The organism is Micromonospora sp. ATLC16 (assembly GCF_057196645.1).
Genome location: NZ_JBXUOW010000049.1, coordinates 19,667 through 40,443 on the forward strand (window position 1 = coordinate 19,667; position 20,777 = coordinate 40,443).

General features: G+C 73.1%; 15 protein-coding genes and 2 pseudogenes. 13 read left to right on the forward strand and 4 right to left on the reverse strand.

Going from position 1 to position 20,777, the window contains the following annotated elements:
* Nucleotides 1-10: 10 nt before the first annotated feature.
* The 3 genes from AC2CHE_RS19410 to AC2CHE_RS19420 all read right to left on the reverse strand — a co-directional run bounded on the left by AC2CHE_RS19410 (nt 11) and on the right by AC2CHE_RS19420 (nt 2,167).
* Nucleotides 11-607 carry a TetR/AcrR family transcriptional regulator gene (locus AC2CHE_RS19410; protein WP_484506316.1) on the reverse strand — a complete coding sequence of 199 codons (597 nt, stop codon included), beginning with the start codon at nt 605-607 and terminating at the stop codon, nt 11-13.
* Nucleotides 608-680: 73 nt separating this feature from the next.
* Nucleotides 681-1,436: an ABC transporter permease gene (locus AC2CHE_RS19415; RefSeq protein WP_484506317.1), complete on the reverse strand. Its 756-nt coding sequence runs from the start codon at nt 1,434-1,436 to the stop codon at nt 681-683.
* The gene (locus tag AC2CHE_RS19420; RefSeq protein WP_484506318.1) at nt 1,436-2,167 is read right to left on the reverse strand and encodes an ABC transporter ATP-binding protein; all 732 of its coding nucleotides are present in this window, start codon (nt 2,165-2,167) and stop codon (nt 1,436-1,438) included. The genes AC2CHE_RS19415 and AC2CHE_RS19420 overlap by 1 nt, the downstream gene beginning before the upstream one ends.
* 222 nt (nt 2,168-2,389) lie before the next feature.
* On the opposite strand from AC2CHE_RS19420, the pseudogene AC2CHE_RS19425 reads away from it, so the two are divergent.
* From AC2CHE_RS19425 to AC2CHE_RS19465, 9 genes and pseudogenes are all read left to right on the forward strand, one after another.
* Nucleotides 2,390-3,139 (forward strand): annotated as a pseudogene (locus tag AC2CHE_RS19425) (phosphoribosyl-AMP cyclohydrolase); the annotation flags it as partial.
* 186 nt (nt 3,140-3,325) lie between these two features.
* Complete coding sequence (gene hisI, locus AC2CHE_RS19430; protein WP_484506329.1) at nt 3,326-3,754, forward strand: phosphoribosyl-AMP cyclohydrolase; 429 nt, start codon at nt 3,326-3,328, stop codon at nt 3,752-3,754.
* Between the two features lie 17 nt (nt 3,755-3,771).
* Nucleotides 3,772-5,325, forward strand: coding sequence for an anthranilate synthase component I (locus AC2CHE_RS19435; RefSeq protein ID WP_484506330.1), 1,554 nt, complete (start codon nt 3,772-3,774; stop codon nt 5,323-5,325).
* Between the two features lie 173 nt (nt 5,326-5,498).
* Nucleotides 5,499-6,092: a Trp biosynthesis-associated membrane protein gene (locus AC2CHE_RS19440; RefSeq protein WP_484506319.1), complete on the forward strand. Its 594-nt coding sequence runs from the start codon at nt 5,499-5,501 to the stop codon at nt 6,090-6,092.
* Between the two features lie 298 nt (nt 6,093-6,390).
* Nucleotides 6,391-7,194 carry an indole-3-glycerol phosphate synthase TrpC gene (gene trpC, locus AC2CHE_RS19445; protein WP_484506331.1) on the forward strand — a complete coding sequence of 268 codons (804 nt, stop codon included), beginning with the start codon at nt 6,391-6,393 and terminating at the stop codon, nt 7,192-7,194.
* 39 nt (nt 7,195-7,233) lie between these two features.
* Nucleotides 7,234-8,472: a tryptophan synthase subunit beta gene (gene trpB, locus AC2CHE_RS19450; RefSeq protein WP_484506320.1), complete on the forward strand. Its 1,239-nt coding sequence runs from the start codon at nt 7,234-7,236 to the stop codon at nt 8,470-8,472.
* Nucleotides 8,473-8,476: 4 nt separating this feature from the next.
* Complete coding sequence (gene trpA, locus AC2CHE_RS19455; RefSeq protein ID WP_484506321.1) at nt 8,477-9,292, forward strand: tryptophan synthase subunit alpha; 816 nt, start codon at nt 8,477-8,479, stop codon at nt 9,290-9,292.
* A 61-nt stretch (nt 9,293-9,353) separates the two neighbouring features.
* The gene (gene lgt / locus AC2CHE_RS19460; RefSeq protein ID WP_484506322.1) at nt 9,354-10,478 is read left to right on the forward strand and encodes a prolipoprotein diacylglyceryl transferase; all 1,125 of its coding nucleotides are present in this window, start codon (nt 9,354-9,356) and stop codon (nt 10,476-10,478) included.
* Nucleotides 10,479-10,493: 15 nt separating this feature from the next.
* Nucleotides 10,494-11,678, forward strand: coding sequence for an FAD-dependent oxidoreductase (locus AC2CHE_RS19465; RefSeq protein ID WP_484506323.1), 1,185 nt, complete (start codon nt 10,494-10,496; stop codon nt 11,676-11,678).
* A gap of 115 nt (nt 11,679-11,793) precedes the next feature.
* Here AC2CHE_RS19465 and AC2CHE_RS19470 read toward each other — a convergent pair whose 3' ends face one another.
* A complete protein-coding gene (locus AC2CHE_RS19470; RefSeq protein ID WP_484506324.1) occupies nt 11,794-12,636 on the reverse strand; it encodes a GNAT family N-acetyltransferase in 843 nt (280 codons plus the stop codon).
* Between the two features lie 147 nt (nt 12,637-12,783).
* Between AC2CHE_RS19470 and gltB the strand changes: the two genes are divergently transcribed.
* The 4 genes and pseudogenes from gltB to AC2CHE_RS19490 form a co-directional block, all read left to right on the forward strand.
* A complete protein-coding gene (gene gltB / locus AC2CHE_RS19475) occupies nt 12,784-17,505 on the forward strand; it encodes a glutamate synthase large subunit (RefSeq protein ID WP_484506325.1) in 4,722 nt (1,573 codons plus the stop codon).
* Nucleotides 17,498-19,000 carry a glutamate synthase subunit beta gene (locus AC2CHE_RS19480; RefSeq protein ID WP_484506326.1) on the forward strand — a complete coding sequence of 501 codons (1,503 nt, stop codon included), beginning with the start codon at nt 17,498-17,500 and terminating at the stop codon, nt 18,998-19,000. The genes gltB and AC2CHE_RS19480 overlap by 8 nt, the downstream gene beginning before the upstream one ends.
* Nucleotides 19,001-19,189: 189 nt before the next feature.
* Complete coding sequence (locus AC2CHE_RS19485) at nt 19,190-19,990, forward strand: SGNH/GDSL hydrolase family protein (RefSeq protein WP_484506327.1); 801 nt, start codon at nt 19,190-19,192, stop codon at nt 19,988-19,990.
* 162 nt (nt 19,991-20,152) lie between these two features.
* Nucleotides 20,153-20,777 (forward strand): annotated as a pseudogene (locus AC2CHE_RS19490) (FtsK/SpoIIIE domain-containing protein); the annotation flags it as partial.

Consider the following 20,777-nt stretch of genomic DNA (forward strand, 5'->3'; position numbering starts at 1 on the left):
ACCGTCCGTCTCAACCGCCGAGTTCGCCGGTGAGATAGCGGTGCACGGTCGGGCCGACCGTGGCGATCAGGGTCTCCGGCGCGGCGGAGGCGACCGGCTCCAGCCGGATCACGTAGCGCATCAGCGCCAGCCCGACGAGTTGGCTGGCCACCAGCGATCCGCGCAGCGGCACCTCGGCCGGGTCGACGTCGAGGTGGTCGAGGACCCGGCGCAGCACCTGGGTGGTGAGAAACTCGCGCAGGAGCCGGGCGGTCCACTCGCTGCTCACCGCGGAGCGCAGCAGGGCCACCCCGGCGGCACCGGCGGGCGAGTCCCAGACCGTGACGAACATGCGTACCAGCCGTTCGCCGAGGGCGGCACGGTCACCGGCGAGCACCTTGGGCAGCACTTCCCCCGGGTCCACCGGAAAGCGCATGGCGGCCAGGAAGAGCTGTTCCTTGGTGCCGAAGTAGTGGTGCACCAGAGCCGGGTCGACCGCGGCGGAGGTGGCGATGGCCCGGATGGTGCTGGCGTCGTAGCCGCGTTCGGCGAAGACGGCCCGGGCGGCGTCGAGAATGGTGTCCCGGGTGCCGGGTCTGCCGGGTCGCCGTCCGCTGCGCCCTACCATCGCCCTCCCTCGCTCCTGTCCGCGTCGTCGCCTGCCCGGCGCGCGATCAACACTCCGGGCAGGCACGGCACCGTCAGCCGCTGCGCCGACGCAGGGTGGCCGCGGCGAGCACCAGCGCCAGCACCGCCGCGCCGGCGACGATCGCCACGTCGCGCCACATCGTCCCGGTCGGTGCGGCGTGCGCGCCGACCTCCTGCAGGGCCTCGACGGCGTACGACAGGGGCAGCACGTCACTGATCGCCTGCAACCAGCCGGCCATCTCGTCGCGGGGCACGAACAGCCCGCAGAGCAACAGTTGTGGTACGACCACGACCGGCATGAACTGTACGGCCTGGAACTCGGTGCGGGCGAAGGCGCTGCAGAGCAGTCCGAGCGCGACGGCGAGCACCGCGTTCAGTGCGGCGATCATGATGACCAGCGCACTGTTGCCGGCCGTCTGCAGGCCGAAGACCCAGTACGCGACGGCGGAGGCGATGCCGGCCTGCACCGCGCCGGCCAGCCCGAAGGCGATGCCGTACCCGAAGAGCAGGTCGGTCTTGGCCAGCGGGGTGGTGAGCAGTCGTTCCAGCGTGCCGGTGTTGCGCTCGCGCAGCATCGCGATGCTGGTCACCAGAAACATGATGATGAACGGAAAGAAGCCGAGCATCACCAGCGCGATCCGGTCGAACGTCGACGGCTGGCCGGGCGGCGTGGGCTGGTCGGCGTACATGTAGTAGACCAGGGTGAGCAGGACGGTGGGCACGGCCACCAGCAGCGCGATGGTCCGTTTGTCGTGGCGCAGCTGCCGCAGGATGCGGGCGACGGTGGCGGCCAGAATGCGCGGGCTCATCACGCCTCCTCGGACTGCTCGGGCTGCGCGGCTCTGATCAGCCGCAGGAACGCCTCGTCGAGGTCGTTCACCCCGGCGGTGGCGCGGATCGCCGCTGGGGTGTCGTCGGCGAGGAGCCGTCCCTCGCGGATGAGCAGCAACCGGTCGCACCGGGCGGCCTCGTCCATCACGTGACTCGACACCAGCAGGGTCGTCCCGGTCGCGGCCAGCGCGTGAAATCGGGCCCAGAGGTCGGCCCGCAGCACCGGATCCTGGCCGACGGTGGGCTCGTCGAGCACGATCAGCTCGGGCTCGCCGACCAGGGCGCAGGCCAGCGACGCCCGGCTGCGCTGCCCGCCCGAGAGAGTGCCCACCAGTTGGCGGGCCGCCGAGGCCAGGCCGACGTCGGCCACCGCACGGTCGGCCTCGGACCGGTCGCGGCCGTGCAGCGCGGCGAAGTAGCGGGCGTTCTCCCGCACCGTCAGGTCGGCGTAGACGCTCGGCGCCTGAGTCAGATAGCCGACCCGGTGGCGCAGTGGCGGCGAGCCGGCCGGGGCCCCGAGCACCGTCACCGTGCCGGCGGCGATCACCTGCACCCCGACGACCGCCCGCATCAACGTGGTCTTGCCGCTGCCGCTCGGCCCGAGCAGACCGGTTACCGAGCCGCGCGGCACCGTGGCGTCGATCCCGTGCAGCACCCGCCGTCCGCCCCGGTCCACGACCAGGCCCCGGACGGCGATCGCGTCGCCCATCGCCCACCTCCCAAAATTCATCGTCTGTTGAAATAGACGGTAGGTGAAATGCGTCCGGTTCGGCAAGCACGGGGTCGCGCCGGTTCGCCCGGTGCTGGAACCTGAAGGTGCTCGACTTCAAGATCGACCATTACCGGCGGGCGGAGCTGGGCGAGTTCGACTGAAGCATCGGATCGGACCAAAAGCCCTTTTGGTGTGCAATGCGTATAGCACGGTCAGCTGATGCCAGATCGGACTTCCGGTCCGTCACCGGTCATTGCGCCCCGATCGGACCTGCGGCACGATGGCGCAGTGGATCACGCTCCGTCACCGGACAGTGGGTTCTTCGACGACTGGGCTGCCCGGCTGCGGGCGAGCGCCGACCGGCCCGTGGTGGGCATCCTGCTGCGTGGCAGCCACGCGCGTCGGGCTGCCACCGCGCACAGCGACGTCGACGTCGACGTGCTGCTCGGTGGCGCTCCGTACGCGGCCCGTCGGGCGTACCTCGCGGAGCACTCCGGCCGGCTGACCCACGTGTCGGTGGCGGCCCGGGACATCCGCTCCTGGGTGACCCGCCTCGGTGAGCCGGCCGACTGGGCGTTCGGCCTGCCGGTGACGGCTCCGACCCGGCTGCTCTGGGCCGACCCGTACTGGCGGCACCGCATCGACCTGCCGGTGCTCTGCCAGCCGGCCGACGAGCCACGGCTGGAGGAACTGATCGCCACGCTCGGCAAGGTGGCCGCCGCCCGGGACGACGACGATCCGCTCGGTGCCCGGCTGGCCGCCGCCGACCTGGCCCGGCTCTGCCCCTCCGTGTTGCGGCTGGCGAACCCGTCGGTACGGGTGGTCTCCCGCCGGTCGGCTTTCACCGCCGCGCTCGACCTGCCGGTGGCGCCCGCCGGCTACCGCGAGGACATGCTGCGCTGTCTCGGCGTGCGTCCCGGCTCGACCGGCGAGGTCTGGGCGGCAGCGGCTCGCCTGGTGACCGGCACCCTGCCGCTGATCCGTCCGTACGCCGCCGAGGTAAGTCAGGTGGCCGGCCCGGATCTCGCCGACGCCCTGTTGGACGGGCGCCTGGACCGCTACGTGGCCCAGTTGGGCCGGTTCGCCGGCGGTGCCCCGTCCGCCAGCAGGGAGCCCACTGGGGTACCCGCGCCGCGTGCGGGACAATGGGTCACTGTGCCCGTACCTGACGCGCCGGCGACCGGCGTCCACCCTGACCAGCCGCAGTCGTTGGGCGGTCCGCAGCGACCGTCACGGCTCGACCCGGCGATCGCCGGTCGCCTGCGGCGCACCTCCGACGGCCTGGTGGCCGCCGTGGTACGGCAACACGACAGCGGTGAGGTGCTGATGATGGCCTGGATGGACGACGAGGCCCTGCACCGCACCCTGACCACCGGTCGGGCCACCTACTGGTCGCGCAGCCGGCGCGAGTACTGGGTCAAGGGCGCCACCTCGGGGCACCACCAGTACGTCCGCTCCGTCGCGCTCGACTGCGACGGTGACGCGGTACTGGTCAGCGTCGACCAGGTGGGTGCCGCCTGCCACACCGGGCAGCGCACCTGCTTCTCCACCGAGCTTCCCGTCACCGGCGAGGTGGCCTCATGAGCGGGCGGATCATCGGCATGAGCGACGGTCGGGTGAGTCCGGACGCGGCCACCTTCAGCGAACTGGCCGCCCGGTGGCGGGTGGTGCCGGTCATCCGCCGGCTGCTCGCCGACGCGGAGACCCCGGTCGGCGTCTACCGCAAGCTCGCCGGTGGCCCGGGTACGTTCCTGTTGGAGTCCGCCGAGCAGGGCGTCGGCTCATCCGGGCTGGCCTGGGCCCGGTACTCCTTCGTCGGGGTGCGCAGCAGCGCCACCCTGGTCGAGCGCGACGGCTCCGCGGCCTGGCTCGGCGTGCCGCCGGCCGGGCTGCCGACCTCCGGGGACCCGGTCGAGGTGCTGCGTGCGACGGTGACGGCGCTGGCCGGCCCGCCCGGCATCCCCGGTGACGAGATGCCACCGCTGACCGGCGGCATGGTCGGTTATCTCGGCTACGACCTGATCCGCCGCTTCGAGCGGCTACCCGCGTTCACCGAGGACGACCTGCGCCTGCCCGAGCTGGGGATGATGCTCGCCACCGACCTGGTGGTGCTCGACCACTTCGACGGTTCGGCGATCCTGGTCGCCAACGCGATCCTGCCCCCGCTGGACGAGCCAGGCCGCGACGAGCGCGTCGTCGCCGCCTACCACCACGCGGTGGGCCGCTTGGACGCGATGACCACGGCGCTGTCGCGGCCCATCCCGCCGATGGTCGCCACGGTCGCCCGCCCGCCGGCCGGCGAGGTCCGCAGTCGCACACCCGACGGCGGTTATCCGAAGGCGGTGGAGGCGGCGAAGGAGGCGATCCGGGCCGGCGAGTGCTTCCAGATCGTGCTCGCCCAGCGGTTCGAGCGGGAGACCGACGCCGACCCGTTGGACGTCTACCGGGTGCTGCGCACCACCAACCCCAGCCCCTACATGTACCTGCTGCGCTTCGACGACTTCGACATCGTCGGCTCGTCACCGGAGGCGCACCTGAAGGTGACCGGTGAGGTGGACGGCGAGCGGCGGGCACTGCTGCATCCGATCGCCGGGACCCGACCACGCGGCGAGACCCCGGAGGCGGACGCCCGGCTCGCCGCCGAGCTGCTCGCCGACCCGAAGGAACGCGCCGAGCACGTGATGCTTGTCGACCTGGGCCGCAACGACCTCGGCCGGGTCTGCCGTCCCGGCACGGTCGAGGTGCCGGAGTTCGCCACCATCGAGCGGTACAGCCACGTGATGCACATCGTCTCCACGGTTATCGGCACGCTGCGGGCGGACCGCACCGCCTTCGACGCGCTCGCCGCGACCTTCCCGGCGGGCACGCTCTCCGGCGCGCCGAAGGTACGTGCCATGGAGATCATCGAGGAGTTGGAGCCGGTCCGCCGTGGCCTCTACGGCGGGACGGTCGGCTACTTCGGGCTCGCCGGAGATCTCGACATGGCCATCGCGATCCGGACCGCGCTGATCCGGGGAGGCCGGGCGTACGTGCAGGCCGGCGCCGGTGTGGTGGCCGACTCCGACCCGGCCGCCGAGGACCAGGAGACCAGGAACAAGGCCGCCGCCGTGCTGGCGGCCATCGCCGCCGCGGAAACCCTCCGGTCGGCCCGGTGAGCGTGAGGAATGTAGCGCAGCGGAGTCCCGCAGTCGCGAACGGAAGGTGGGCCTGGTGAGCGCGAGGAATGTAGCGCAGCGGAGTCCCGCAGTCGCGAACGGAAGGTGGGCCTGGTGAGCGTGAGGAATGTAGCGCAGCGGAGTCCCGCAGTCGCGAATGGAAGGTCGGCCCGGTGAGCGCGCGGAGCGTGCCGGTGGAACGCGGTACCGGCGACGCGCGGCCGGTGTCGGGCCGGCGCGAACTGGCGTACGCCGTGCTGCTCTGCCTGGCCGGCGCGGGGCTGGCGCTGTGGGCCGTGACTCGCACCTGGGTGGTCGGTGCGGCCAGCCTAGGCGAACCGTCGATGATGCTGGTGGAGGAGGGCCGCACGGGCGGGCAGTTGCTGCCGTGGCTGCCGGCCCTGGCCCTCGTCGGGTTGGCCGGCGGCGGGGCGGTGCTGGCCACCCGGGGCCGGCTGCGCCGGGTGCTCGGCGGGCTGCTGACCCTGCTCGGCCTGGCCCTCGCGGCCGGCGGAGGCTATGGGCTCGTCGGTGATCTCGGCGACCCGGTCACCTGGCAGTGGCCGGCGCTGACCCTGCTCGGCGGGATCCTCGCCGCCGTCGGTGGCTCGCTGACCATGCTGCGCGGCCACCGCTGGCCGGCGATGGGCGCGCGCTACGAACGTCGGGCCACTCGGCCTGCCGGCACGAGCGGTCCGATCGGTGGAGCGGGCACCGTCGACGCATGGGAGGCGTTGGACCGGGGCGAGGACCCGACGATCCGCTGACCGGCCGGCGTCGGGGTCGGATGGTGCTTGGCCGGATCCGCTGGCTCGTCGCACCGCCTCCCGGCCGCTCACGCATGGGTGAACGTCGATGATACCGTGACGCAGAGTCACGGTGCGTGCGCACAAGTGGGCCATTATGCCGCAGCCCATTTCGTGAGGAGCGCCATACCCCCGGCGGTCGGGTCCAGGTGGTGCCCCCTAGCATCGGCCCATGACACCCGGAGAGGGGAGTCCGTTGGTGACTGCTGAACATGCCCACGCCGAGGGGGACGAGGCCGGCTCGGCGGCAACCGTCAGTGTGCTCGACGAGATCCTGGCCGGCGTCCGGGAGGACGTGGCCCGGCGGCAGGAAGAGGTTCCGCTGGAGCGGATCCGTGAACTGGCGGCCGCCGCGCCGCCGCCGCTGGACGCGTACGCGGCCCTGCGCCGGCCCGGCGTCGCGGTCATTGCCGAGGTGAAGCGCGCCTCGCCGTCCAAGGGCAAGCTGGCCGAGATCGCCGACCCGGCGGACCTGGCCGGCGAGTACGCGGCCGGTGGTGCCCGCGCGATCAGCGTGCTCACCGAGGGACGCTGGTTCGGCGGGTCACTGGACGACCTCGCCGCCGTGCGGGCCGCGGTGAACATCCCGGTGCTGCGCAAGGACTTCGTGGTCTCCAGCTACCAGGTGCACGAGGCGCGTGCCCACGGCGCGGACCTGGTGCTGCTGATCGTCGCCGCGCTGGAGCAGAACGTGCTGGTCGGCCTGCTGGAGCGGATCGAGTCGCTGGGCATGACCGCGCTGGTCGAGGTGCACGACGAGGAGGAGGCCGACCGGGCCATGGAGGCCGGCGCTCAGGTCATCGGGGTCAACGCCCGCGACCTGCGTACCCTTCAGGTCGACCGGTCGGTGTTCGAGCGGATCGCGCCCGGCCTGCCGAGCAACGTCGTCAAGATCGCCGAGTCCGGCGTACGTGGCCCGCACGACCTGATCCGGTACGCCTCGGCCGGCGCCGACGCCGTCCTCGTGGGCGAGGGGCTGGTGACCCAGAAGAGTCCCCGGGAGGCGGTGGCCGAGCTGGTCAACGCCGGCAACCACCCGGCGACGCCCCGCCCGGTGCGCTGAACCGCGCCGGGCGACCGTTTGTGAGCGAGAGGACCCGCGATGAGTGCTGACGCCACGAACACCGAGCTGCCGGCGCAGTTTCCCGACGCCGCCGGCCACTTCGGTACGTTCGGCGGCCGGTTCGTGCCGGAGGCACTGGTCGCCGCGCTCGACGAGTTGGCGTCGGCGCACCAGGCGGCGATGGCCGACGAGACGTTCCGGGCCGAGTTCGCCGGCTTGTTGCGCGACTATGCGGGGACGCCGTCGCTGCTCTACGAGGCCCGCCGGTTCTCCGCCCGGGCCGGTGCCCGGGTGCTGCTCAAGCGGGAGGACCTCAATCACACCGGCGCGCACAAGGTGCGCAACGTGCTCGGTCAGGCGCTGCTGACCCGGCGGATGGGCAAGCGGCGGGTGATCGCCGAGACCGGCGCCGGCCAGCACGGTGTCGCCACCGCCACCGCCGCGGCCCTGTTCGACATGGAGTGCGTGGTCTACATGGGCGAGGTCGACACCGAGCGGCAGGCGTTGAACGTGGCCCGGATGCGGATGCTCGGCGCGACTGTCGTGCCGGTGACCACCGGTTCGCGCACCCTCAAGGATGCGATGAACGAGGCGATGCGGGACTGGGTCGCCAACGTCGACGAGACCCACTACCTGATCGGCACCGCCGCCGGGCCGCACCCCTTCCCGGCGCTGGTCCGCGACTTCGTCCGGGGCATCGGCGAGGAGGCCCGGGCGCAGTGCCTGGACCTGACCGGCGCGCTGCCCGACGCGGTGACCGCCTGCGTCGGCGGCGGCTCCAACGCGCTGGGCATCTTCCACGCCTTCACCGACGACCCACAGGTGCGGCTGTACGGCTTCGAGGCCGGCGGCGACGGGGTGAACACCGGCCGGCACGCGGCGAGCATCACCGGCGGCTCCACCGGCGTCCTGCACGGCACCCGGACCTTCGTGCTTCAGGACGCCGACGGCCAGACGCAGGAGTCGCACTCGATCTCGGCGGGCCTGGACTACCCGGGCGTGGGTCCGGAGCACGCCTGGCTGCACGACACCGGCCGGGCCACGTACCAACCGGTCACCGACGACGAGGCGATGGCCGCGTTCGAGCTGCTCTGCCGTACCGAGGGGATCATCCCCGCGATCGAGAGCGCGCACGCCCTCGCGGGAACCCTGGCCATCGCGCCGAAGCTCGCCGCCGAACTGGGGCGGCAGCCCACCATCGTGGTCAACCTCTCCGGCCGGGGCGACAAGGACGTGCACACCGCCGGTGAGTACTTCGGCATCCTCGACAAGGAGTGAGGCCATGAGCGAGCGGACCAGCCGGATCGGGGTGGCCTTCGACAAGGCCCGGGCGGACGGCCGGGCGTTGCTGGTCGGCTGCATGCCGGCCGGCTTCCCGAGCGTCGAGGGCAGCATCGCCGCGATGAAGGCGATGGTCGCCGCGGGCGTCGACGTGATCGAGGTGGAGATTCCGTACTCCGACCCGGTGATGGACGGCCCGGTGATCCAGCGGGCCAGCGACATCGCCCTGGCCGGCGGCGTACGCACCCGCGACACGTTGCGCATCGTCGAGGCGGTGGCCGCCACCGGCGCCCCGGTGGTGACGATGACCTACTGGAACCCGATCGAGCGCTACGGGGTGGACGCGTTCGCCCGGGATCTCGCCGCTGCCGGCGGGACCGGGCTGATCACCCCCGACCTGATCCCCGAGGAGGCCGGCGAGTGGCTGGCCGCCTCGGACGCGCACGGGCTGGACCGCACGTTCCTGGTCGCGCCGTCCTCCACCGACGAGCGGCTGGCGATGACGGCGGCGCACTGCCGGGGTTTCGTATACGCCACCGCGATCATGGGCGTGACCGGGGCCCGGTCGCAGACCTCGCAGGCGGCGCCGGTGCTGGTGTCCCGGGTGCGGGAGGTCACCGACCTGCCGGTCGGCGTCGGCCTGGGCGTGGGCACCGGGGCGCAGGCCGCCACCGTCGCCGGGTACGCCGACGCGGTGATCGTCGGCAGCGCGCTCATCCGCTGCCTGCTCGACGCCCCCGACGAGGCGGAGGCCCTGACCGCCCTGCGCACGTTGAGCGCCGAACTGTCCGACGGCGTCCGCCACCCGGACCGCTGAGGGCCGCCGGCGGCTGACCGGGGTGACGCCACAGGGGTCCGCAGCGGTAGCGTGTGCACCCGTGAGTCTCGCCTCGCCGATGCCCCTGGCCGCCATCCCCAGTCCGAGCAACGCCGTGTGGCAGCTCGGCCCGGTCCCCATCCGGGCGTACGCGCTGTGCATCATCGCCGGCATCGTGGTGGCCTGCTGGGTCACCGAGCGGCGGCTGCGCCAGCGCGGCGCGGCCCCGGGCGCGGTGCTCGACATCGCCGTCTGGGCGGTGCCGGCGGGCATCATCGGCGCCCGCATCTACCATGTGATCACCTCACCGGAGAAGTACTTCGGCACCGGCGGGGACTGGATCAAGGTGTTCTTCATCCACGAGGGTGGGCTGGGCATCTGGGGCGCGGTCGCCGGTGGCGCGGTCGGCGCCTGGATCGCCGCCCGGCAACTGGGCATCCCGCTGACCGTGGTCGCCGACGCGCTGGCGCCGGGCCTGCCGCTGGCCCAGGCGATCGGCCGGCTGGGCAACTGGTTCAACAACGAGCTCTACGGCGGGCGGACCGACCTGCCCTGGGGGCTGGAGATCCACCGGATGGACGGGGGGCAGGCGCTGCGCGACGAGGCCGGCCAGCCGATCCTGGAGGAGGGGCTCTACCACCCGACCTTCGCCTACGAGCTGCTGTGGAACGTCGGCGTCGCCGCGATGGTGTACTTCCTCGACCGTAAGCTGCGGCTCGGCCGGGGCCGCGCCTTCGCCCTCTACGTGATGGGCTACACCGCCGGCCGGTTCTGGATCGAGATGATGCGCACCGACGAGGCCAACACGATCCTCGGCGTACGGATCAACGTCTGGACCGCGGCGCTGGTGTTCCTCGGCGCCCTGATCTACTTCCTGCGGGTGCGCGGGCCCCGGGAGTACCTGATCCCGGTCGGCCTGCCGGCCGTCGCCACCACCACGCCGGCCACCTCCGACGTCTCGCAGGTCGACCTGTCGGCCAAGGGCGCCACCACCGAGCCGGCGGCGCCCGAGGGCTACCGGGTGGTCGGCGAGGAGCAGTTCGCGCACTGGCGACGGACCGGCGAGGCGACGGACCCGGTCGACGCGGGTGCCGCGCCCGGCACCGATCGACCAGACGACGAGGCGGCGACCGCCGCCCGACCGCAGAGCGAGCCGTCCGCGCGGCCCGCCGACCACGACAGCTGAGGCCGGGGGACGGCCATGCGGACCGCGGTGGTGGTTGGCGGCGGGCTCGGCGGCCTGGCGGTCTCCGGTGCGCTCGCCCGTTCGGGCTGGCAGGTGACGCTGCTGGAGCGGGCCGACCGGATCCGTCCCGAGCCGGCTGCCGTGGTGCTCTGGCCCAACGGGGTCCGGGCGTTGCGCGCCCTGGGGCTCGGCGCCGGACTGGACGCCATCGCCACCACCCTGTCCGACGGCGGGGTACGCCGTCCCGACGGGCACCGGCTGGTGCAGCCCCGACCGACGCCGGCCGAGCGTCGTCCGGTGGTGGTGCACCGGGAGGACCTGCACGACGCGCTTATCGCGGGACTGGGCGAGCGGGTCGAGCTGCGTACCGGGGTGACGGTGCGGACGGTGCGTGCCGCCGCCGGTGAGCGGCCCGCTGTCGGCGACGGCCGGCACACGTACGAGGCGGACCTCGTCGTCGCCGCCGACGGTACGGACAGCGTGATCCGGCGTCAGCTCGCCCCCGCCTCGGTGGTGGTCAGCTCCGGCTGCGCCGCCTGGCGGGCGGTGATCCCCTGGTACCGCGCGCCCAGCCTGCCCGACGCGGTCGGCGGTGAGATCCTCGGTGCCGGCTACCGTTTCGTGTCCGCCTCGCTGGGCGAGCGGGGCTCCTCCGGCGCCTCCAGCCGTGGCGGCATCTACTGGATGGCCACCGCGGCGGGCGCGGCCCGTCCCGAGCCGCCGCAGACCCAGTTGGCGCTGCTGCGCCGCTGGTACGCCGGCTGGCCCGCACCGGTCGACGAGCTGCTTGCCGCGACCGACCCGGCCGACCTGGTGCAGCGGGAGATCCGGGAGCTGCGTCCGCTGCCCCGGGCTTTCGGCTTCCCGGCCGGCCCGGGCGGGGTGGTGCTGCTCGGCGATGCCGCGCACGCCATGCCGCCGCATCTCGGGCAGGGTGCCTGCCTGGCGTTCGAGGACGCCGCGACCCTCGCCGTGCTGCTGCGCGAGTCGACCCTGCCCGACGCGGTGCTGGCGTACGACCGGGCCCGGCGACCCCGCGCGGCGGCCGTGGTCCGGCAGACCCGCCGGATGTCCGCCGTGCTGGGCACCCGGGGCCGCCTGGCCCTACGCGCCCGCGACGCGGCCCTGGGCACCATCACTCCCCGTCTGCTCGGCACCGCCGCCACCATCGCCGCCCAATGGCGCCCCCCACCCACCTGACCCCCGCCCCCGCCCGCCCGTGTTGATCGAGAGCTTCGGTCGGCAGCGGCGCGGATGTGACCAGAACCTCTCGGTCAACGCTGTGGCAAGGATGTGGGGTGCGCGTGAATGGGTGTCAGGGGTGTAGCGGTGCGGGGGCGGCGATGCAGGCGGTGCCGATGCGGCGGAAGCCGACGCGCAGGTAGACGCGGGCGATCTCCTCGCTTCCGGCGGAGAGGAACACCAGTTCGGTGCCGGTGTCCAGCAGGGCGCGGGCCAGGGTGGCGGTGACCGCCGCGCCGAACCCTCGACGGCGGGCGGTGGGCAGCGTGGCCACCCCGGCGATCTCGGCCACGTCGCCGACCCGCATGGCCATCCCGCTGGCCAGTGGGCCCTCGGTCGGGGTGCCGGCCAGCGCGGACAGCCGGCTGCCGTCGGCGATGCGGGACCGCTCCTCGTGGACCGCCGCCGCGTCCAGTCCGATCATGGCGGCGTCCCGGTCGGCTGGTTCGGCCGAGCCCCGTCCGGTGCCGGGAGCGGCGAACACGACCGCCGCCACGGCCCGCCGGGCGGCCACTGCCACATCGAAGTCCTCGTCCGCCGGGTCGAGCAGTCGCACCGGTACGCCCAGCTCCGCCGGGTTCGGCAGGGCGGCCGGATCAAGCACCATCAGCGGCGCTTCGAGGACGCTCAGGCCGCCCGAGCGGGCCACCGCCAGCAGCTCGGGGGTGGTGTCGTGCACCCATTCGAGGGCCTCGGGCAGACCGAGTTCGCGCTGACGCGTCCGCACCGCCGCCACGTCGGCGAGGGTCGGTGACCCGGTGCCGTCCCGCCGTGGCCGGGCGTAGAACGGCCATCCCGGGCCTTCCCGGACGAACAACACCAGACCCCCGTGACCTTCCACACGGGCCTCGTCCCGGGGCACCGCGTCGTAGAACCGTTCCAACCGGTCGAGGAGGTCGGTACGCTCGAAATCCACGGCGCGAGACTACATGTCCCAGACTCTGGACGGTGTGATCAATCTGCACTGGCCTTGCGTGCCGGGCCCTAACGTAGACTCAATAGTCCGATACAGGGCCGACGTCGTCCCGACCACGATCCAGCCTGAGCGACGACAGGAGGCCCGGTGGCCCTTGCGTACCCACACCGCCCCCAGCCGGCGCCGCGAGAAGGCCAGGTAGCGTCCCCTGCCGGCCTCCACGACCCCGCGTACGAGCATGACGCGTGCGGCGTGGCCTTCGTGGCGGACCTGCACGGCCGACGCTCGCACACGGTGGTCGCCAACGGCCTCGGCGCGCTGTGCCGGCTGGACCACCGTGGCGCCCGGGGCGCCGAACCGAACACCGGTGACGGCGCCGGCATCATGATCCAGGTGCCGGACGCGTTCCTGCGTACGGTGGTCGAGTTTCCGCTGCCTCCGGCCGGCGAGTACGCCACCGGCCTGGTCTTCCTGCCCGACGACGACGCCGCCGAGGCCCGGGCCCGGCAGGTGGTCGAGAAGTACGCCCTGGTCGAGGGCGCCGAGGTGCTGGGCTGGCGGGACGTCCCGGTCGACCCGAGCGACCTCGGTGAGACGGCGCTGGCGGCGATGCCCCGCGTCCGACAGGTCTTCCTCGCCGCGAAGCGGCTCACCGACACCCCCGCCGGTCCGGCCGGTGAGGCGTTGAGCGGCGTCGAGCTGGAGCGGGTCGCCTTCTGCGTACGCAAGCAGGCCGAGCGCGAGACCGCCGAGCGGGGGGTGCCGGCGTACTTCCCGTCGCTGTCCGGCCGGACCATGGTCTACAAGGGGATGCTCACCCCGGACCAGCTGCCCGCGTTCTACCCGGATCTCACCGACGAGCGGGTGACCAGCGCCATCGCCCTGGTGCACTCCCGGTTCTCCACCAACACCTTCCCGTCCTGGCCGCTGGCGCACCCGTACCGCTTCATCGCGCACAACGGCGAGATCAACACCATTCGGGGCAACCGGAACTGGATGCAGGCCCGGGAGGCGCTGCTGCGTACCCCGGATCTGCCCGGCAACATCCGGCGGGTCTTCCCGATCTGCACCCCGGCCGCCTCCGACTCGGCCAACTTCGACGAGGTCCTCGAACTGCTGCACCTGGCCGGGCGCAGCCTGCCGCACGCGGTGTTGATGATGATCCCGGAGGCGTGGGAGAACGACCCCGACATGCGTGCCGACAAGCGCGCCTTCTACCGGTTCCACGCCAGCCTGATGGAGCCGTGGGACGGCCCGGCCTCGGTCGCCTTCACCGACGGGGAGATCGTCGGCGCGGTGCTCGACCGCAACGGTCTGCGTCCGGGCCGCTGGTGGCAGACCGCGGACGGCCTGGTGGTGCTGGGCAGCGAGGCGGGCGTGCTCGACCTCGACCCGGCCGCCGTGGTGGCCAAGGGCCGGCTCCAGCCGGGCAGAATGTTCCTGGTCGACACGGTCGCCGGCCGGATCGTGCACGACGACGAGATCAAGACCGAGCTGGCCGCCGCCCAGCCGTACGCCGACTGGCTGCACGCCGGGCTGATCGAGCTGGACGACCTGCCGGCCCGCGAGCACGTCGTCTACACCCACGACTCGGTACGCCGCCGCCAGCAGACCTTCGGCTACACCGAGGAGGAGCTGAAGATCCTGCTCGCGCCGATGGCGCGGACCGGCGCGGAACCGATCGGATCGATGGGCACCGACACCCCGATCTCCCCGCTGTCCACCCGGCCACGGCTGCTCTACGACTACTTCCACCAGATGTTCGCCCAGGTCACCAACCCTCCGCTGGACGCCATCCGGGAGGAGTTGGTGACCAGCCTGGCCACCACCATCGGCCCGGAGGGCAACCTGCTCGATCCCGGCCCGGCGAGCTGCCGGCAGATCGTGCTGCCCTACCCGGTGATCGACAACGACGAGTTGGCGAAGATCCTCTGTGTCGACGAGGACGGTGACCTGCCCGGCTTCAAGGCGGTACGGGTCTCCGGGCTCTACCGCATCCGCGACGGTGGCACCGGGATCCGAGCCCGGCTGACCGAGATCTGCCGGCACGTCTCCGAGGCGATCGAGGACGGCGTACGGATCCTGGTGCTCTCCGACCGCGACTCCAACGCCGACCTGGCCCCGATCCCGTCGCTGCTGCTCACCGCGGCGGTGCACCAGCACCTGGTCCGGGAGCAGACCCGGACGCAGGTGGCGCTGATCGTCGAGTCGGGCGACTGCCGCGAGGTGCACCACGCCGCGGTGCTCATCGGCTACGGGGCGGTGGCGGTCAACCCGTACCTGGCCTTCGAGTCGGTGGAGGACATGATCTCCACGGGCGTGCTGGCCGGGGTCGAGCCGCGAGCCGCGATCCGCAACTACGTCAAGGCGCTCGGCAAGGGCGTGCTGAAGATCATGTCCAAGATGGGCATCTCGACGGTGTCGTCGTACTGCGGCGCGCAGGTCTTCGAGGCGGTCGGGTTGGAGACCAGGCTGATCGAGCGGTATTTCCGGGGTACGCCGAGCACGATCAGCGGCGTCGGGCTCGCCGGCATCCACGCCGAGGTGGCCGCCCGGCACGCGCTGGCCTGGCCGGCGGCCGATGCCGAGGCGGTCGACCTGCTGCCGGTGGGCGGCGAGTACCAGTGGCGCCGCGAGGGTGAGCTGCACCTGTTCAACCCGGAGACGGTCTTCCTGCTCCAGCACGCCACCCGTAGCCGCCAGTACGACGTCTTCCGCGACTACACCGCCAAGGTCGACGAGTTGGCCGCCCGGGCCGGTTCGCTGCGCGGGCTGTTCCGGCTACGCGGCGGCGTGCTGCCGCCGGTGCCGATCGAGGAGGTGGAGCCGGCCAGCGAGATCGTCAAGCGGTTCGCCACCGGCGCCATGTCGTACGGGTCGATCTCGGCCGAGTCGCACGAGACCCTCGCCGTCGCGATGAACCGGCTCGGCGGCAAGTCCAACACCGGCGAGGGCGGGGAGGACGTCGAGCGGTTGCACGACCCCGCCCGCCGTTCCGCCGTCAAGCAGATCGCCAGCGGCCGGTTCGGTGTCACCAGCGAATATCTGGTCAACGCCGACGACCTCCAGATCAAGATGGCGCAGGGGGCCAAGCCCGGCGAGGGCGGACAGCTGCCCGGCAACAAGGTCTGGCCCTGGATCGCCCGGACCCGGCACGCCACCCCCGGCGTCGGCCTGATCTCGCCCCCGCCGCACCACGACATCTACTCCATCGAGGACCTCGCCCAGCTGGTGCACGACCTCAAGTGCGTCAACCCGGCCGCCCGGGTGCACGTCAAGCTGGTCAGCGAGGTCGGGGTCGGCACCGTCGCCGCGGGGGTGGCCAAGCTCAAGGCCGACGTCATCCTGATCTCCGGCCACGACGGCGGCACCGGCGCGTCCCCGCTGAACTCGCTCAAGCACGCCGGTACGCCGTGGGAGCTGGGCCTGGCCGAGGCACAGCAGACGCTGCTGCTCAACAAGCTGCGTGACCGGGTGACCGTGCAGGTCGACGGGCAGCTCAAGACCGGGCGGGACGTGATCGTCGCGGCGCTGCTCGGGGCCGAGGAGTTCGGCTTCGCCACCGCCCCGCTGATCGTTTCCGGCTGCATCATGATGCGCGTCTGCCACCTGGACACCTGCCCGGTGGGCATCGCCACCCAGAACCCGGTGCTGCGCGAGCGCTACACCGGCAAGCCCGAGTTCGTGGAGAACTTCTTCCTGTTCCTCGCCGAGGAGATCCGCGGCTACCTGGCCGAGCTGGGTCTGCGCAGCATCGACGAGGCGATCGGGCGTACCGAGCTGCTCGACGTCGTACCGGCGGTCGAGCACTGGAAGGCAGGTGGGCTCGACCTCGGTCGGGTACTGCACCTGCCGGAGCTGCCCGAGGGCGCGGCCCGCCGTGGCGTACGCGCTCAGGACCACGGCCTTGAGCTGGCCCTGGACAACGAGCTGATCGCCCTCGCCGAGCCGGCGCTGAGCGCCAGCGGTTCCGACGAGTCGGTCCCGTTGGTGCGGGCCGAGGTGGCGATCCGCAACGAGCACCGCAGCGTGGGCGCGATGCTCGGCGGCGAGGTCACCCGCCGCCACGGTGGTGCCGGCCTGCCCGCCGACACCATCGAGTTCACCCTGCGCGGCACCGCCGGGCAGTCCTTCGGCGCGTTCCTGCCGCGCGGGGTGACCCTGCGCCTGCACGGCGACGCCAACGACTACGTCGGCAAGGGCCTCTCCGGTGGCCGGCTGGTCGTCCGGCCGGACGCGGCGGCGCCGTTCGTGTCCGCCGACGCCGAGGCGGGCGGTCGCGCGGAGGATCAGATCATCGCCGGCAACACCATCCTGTACGGCGCGACCGCCGGTGAGGTCTACCTGCGGGGTCGGGTCGGGGAGCGGTTCGCGGTGCGTAACTCGGGCGCGGTGACTGTCGTCGAGGGTGTCGGCGACCACGGCTGCGAGTACATGACCGGCGGCACCGTGGTGGTGCTCGGTCCGACCGGCCGCAACTTCGCCGCGGGCATGTCCGGCGGTACGGCGTTCGTCTGGAACCTCGACCGCCGCCGGGTCAACACCGAACTGGTCGACCTGTTCGCGCCCAGCGAGGCGGAACGGACCCGCCTGCACGAGCTGGTGCAGCGGCACTTCGCCGAGACCGACTCGGCGATCGCCGAACAGCTGCTCAAACGCTGGCCGGAGGCGGTGGAGGAGTTCACCGCCGTGGTGCCCCGGGACTACCGCCGGGTGATGGAGATCATGCGGGCCGCCGAAGCCGCCGGCCAGGACGTCGACGACGCGGTGATGAGCGCACTGGCGGCACCGGCGCAGCCGGCCGCCGCCTCGTCCGCGCCGGTAGCACCCGCCCCGCGGGCGGTCGCCCAGGAGGTGGCTCGTGCCTGACCCGAACGGTTTCCTGCGCTACGGCCGGCGGCTGCCGGCCCGCCGCCCGGTGCCGGTGCGCATCAGCGACTGGCGGGAGGTCTACCCGCCGGCCGGTGAGGGACTGATCCGCGAGCAGGCCACCCGCTGCATGGACTGCGGCATCCCGTTCTGCCACGACGGCTGCCCGCTGGGCAACCGCATCCCGGACTGGAACGACCTGGTCCGCACCGGCAACTGGGACGCGGCGGTGGAGTCGCTGCACGCCACGAACAACTTCCCCGAGTTCACCGGCCGGCTCTGCCCGGCGCCCTGCGAGGCCGCGTGCGTGCTCGGCATCGCCGGCGGCGCGCCGGTCACCATCAAGCAGGTCGAGGTGGAGATCGCCGACGCGGCCGCGGCCCGGGGACTGCCTCCGCGTCCGGCACCCGCGCCCTCCGGTCGGTCGGTCGCCGTGGTCGGCTCCGGGCCCGCCGGGCTCGCCGCCGCGCAGCAACTGGCCCGCGCGGGTCACGCCGTGACCGTTTACGAGCGCGACGACGCGATCGGTGGCCTGCTGCGGTACGGCATCCCCGACTTCAAGCTGGAGAAGCGGCACATCGACGCCCGGCTGGCGCAGCTGCGCGCCGAGGGGGTCGAGTTCCGGGCCGGGGTGAACGTCGGGGTCGACGTCACCGCCGAGCAGCTGCGCGCCCGGCACGACGCGGTGCTGCTGGCCTGTGGCGCGTTGCAGGGCCGGGACACCGACACGCCGGGTCGGCAGCTGCGCGGCGTACACCAGGCGATGGCGCATCTGGTGGCGGCCAACCGGGTGGTCGCGGCGGCCGGTGAGGGCCAGCCGGCGGCGGCCACCTTGGGGGACGGTACGCCGATCGACGCGGCCGGCCAACACGTGGTCATCATCGGCGGTGGCGACACCGCGGCGGACTGTCTGGGCGTGGCGCACCGGCAGGGCGCGGCCGGCGTACACCAGCTCGACCTTTATCCGCAGCCGCCCCACGCTCGGGACGAGAGTCGCGACCCGTGGCCGACGTGGCCGTGGGTCCTGCGGGAGTACCCGGCCCACGAGGAGGGCGGCGAGCGGGTCTTCGCGGTGGCGGTGCAGGAGTTCGTCGACGACGGCACCGGTGCGGTGCGGGCGGTGCGGATCGCCGAGGTGTCCGTGGAGAGGCACGACGGCCGACGGATCGTCACGGTGGTGCCGGGCACTGAACGGGAACTGCCCGCCGACCTGGTGTTGCTGGCGATCGGCTTCGAGGGCACCGAGGAGCAGCCGTTGCTGGCGCAGCTCGGGGTGGCTCGCAACGTGCGGGGCGCGGTCGACTCCCGGGCGGACTGGCAGACCGAGGCCGACGGAGTCTTCGTCGCCGGTGACATGCACCGGGGCGCGTCGCTGATCGTGTGGGCGATCGCCGAGGGGCGGGCCGCCGCCGCGGCGATCCACACCTACCTGGGGGGCATCGGCACGCTGCCGGCTCCGGTGCACCCGGCCAGCCGGCCCCTGGCGGCGCACTGACGGTCAGCTGCCGAGGTCTCGACGAGGCCGCGTCCACGCGGGACGACCGCGCGGGCGCGGCCTCGTCACGTCCCGCGCCTAACGGCTATTCACTTTATCCAGATGTTTCGATAGCATTACCGGCCAGTAACAACCCTTGGCCTCGCGCGCGGTTCTCGGGCTCCACCACCACCCCCGTGGAGGTCCGTCATGCCCCATCGTCCGTTGGCCCGCGCCCTGACCGCGCTGGTCGCCCTCCTCACCGCGGCCGTCGGCGCGCTGGCCGTCCCCGGCGTCGCCCAGGCCGCCGCGCCGATCCACTACGTCGCCCTGGGCGACTCGTACTCCTCAGGTGTCGGCGCCGGGCCGTACGAACTGTCCACCTGCCTGCGCAGCCAGAAGTCGTACGCGCCGCTGTGGGCCGCCGCCAACAACGTGGCCAGCTTCCGGTTCCCCGCCTGCGGCGGCGCGGTCACCGCCGACGTGCTCGACGACCAGTTGGGCTCGCTCTCCGCCACCACCACGATGGTCACCATCACCATCGGCGGAAACGACGCCGGGTTCGCCGACGTGATGACCGACTGCCGGTTCGGCAGCACCTCCACCTGCACCAACGCCGTCAACGCGGCGAAGGCGTTCGCCACCGGCACGCTGCCGGCCCGGCTGGACCGCACCTACGCCGCCATCCGGGAACGGGCGCCCAACGCCCGACTGATCGTGCTCGGCTATCCCCGGCTGTTCGAGACCCGCTACTGCGGACTGCTGGCCATCAGCACCTACAAGCGCACCATCCTCAACGAGGCGGCCGACGTGCTCGCCACCGTGACCGCCGACCGGGCCGCCGCGGCCGGCGCCACCTTCGCCGACACCCGACCCACCTTCGCCGGCCACGGCGTCTGCGGCGCCCAGCCGTGGATCCGGGACGTCACCGGGGTCATCGAGGCGTACCACCCGAACGCAGACGGCTACCGCTACGGCTACCTGCCGGCGCTCAACGCGGTCACCGGCTGACCGTACGCGGCGGTCGACGGTCCACACCGGCCGTCGACCGCCGCGCGTCCGCGCCCGGCCGAGGTGGCGGCCCGACACGTCCGGTTCGGACACGTGCCGGTGTCGCCGCCGTCCGTTAGGGTTTCTGCGACCAGGCGGCGCTCGGCGGTGAGGGGCAGGGGTGTGGGCAGGCTCGCGTCGGCGTACGAGCAGGCGGTCGCCGCCCACCGGGCGGCCCGCGCGCATCTTGACTCCGCCCGCACCGCGCTGAACGCCACCACATCACCCGCCCCGGTTGTCGACACCGACCTGCTGGCCCGGCTGGCCCGGGTCGGCGCGGCGCTGGCCACCCCGACGCCGGGCACCCCACTGGCCCGCCAACCCGTTCCGGTACGCGTCGGGGAGGCGGTCACCGCCGGCGGCGGCTTCCCGGTGCTGGTGCCCCTGGGCGCCGGGCATCACCTGGCGATCGACGCAGACTCCCGCCAATCGGCGGTCGCCGGCCTGCTACGTGCCCTGGTGCTGCGGCTGCTGGCCACCGCCGCGCCCGGCGGTGTCCGGGTCGCCGCGCTGGACACCGCCGCCCTCGGTGCCACCTTCGGTCCACTGCGACCGCTGCTCGACGCCGGAGTCGTCGACCCGCCGGCCACCACCGAGGTGGAGGTCACCACGCTGCTCGACGCCGCCGAACGGCACGCCCGGGCGGCGCGGCAGGCCGATCGACCGGACCAGGACCTGCTGCTGCTGGTCGCCGCGTCCATCCCCTCGCCCCGCGAGGCCGCCCGGCTGGCCGCGCTCACCCACGCCG

Coding starts and splice junctions, on each gene's coding strand:
- AC2CHE_RS19420 (WP_484506318.1), bottom strand. CDS start 2,167: ATGGGCGACGCGATCGCCGTCCGGGGCCTGGTCGTGGACCGGGGCGGA.
- AC2CHE_RS19465 (WP_484506323.1), top strand. CDS start 10,494: ATGCGGACCGCGGTGGTGGTTGGCGGCGGGCTCGGCGGCCTGGCGGTC.
- AC2CHE_RS19410 (WP_484506316.1), bottom strand. CDS start 607: ATGGTAGGGCGCAGCGGACGGCGACCCGGCAGACCCGGCACCCGGGAC.
- AC2CHE_RS19435 (WP_484506330.1), top strand. CDS start 3,772: ATGAGCGACGGTCGGGTGAGTCCGGACGCGGCCACCTTCAGCGAACTG.
- trpB (WP_484506320.1), top strand. CDS start 7,234: ATGAGTGCTGACGCCACGAACACCGAGCTGCCGGCGCAGTTTCCCGAC.
- trpA (WP_484506321.1), top strand. CDS start 8,477: ATGAGCGAGCGGACCAGCCGGATCGGGGTGGCCTTCGACAAGGCCCGG.
- AC2CHE_RS19415 (WP_484506317.1), bottom strand. CDS start 1,436: ATGAGCCCGCGCATTCTGGCCGCCACCGTCGCCCGCATCCTGCGGCAG.
- AC2CHE_RS19485 (WP_484506327.1), top strand. CDS start 19,190: ATGCCCCATCGTCCGTTGGCCCGCGCCCTGACCGCGCTGGTCGCCCTC.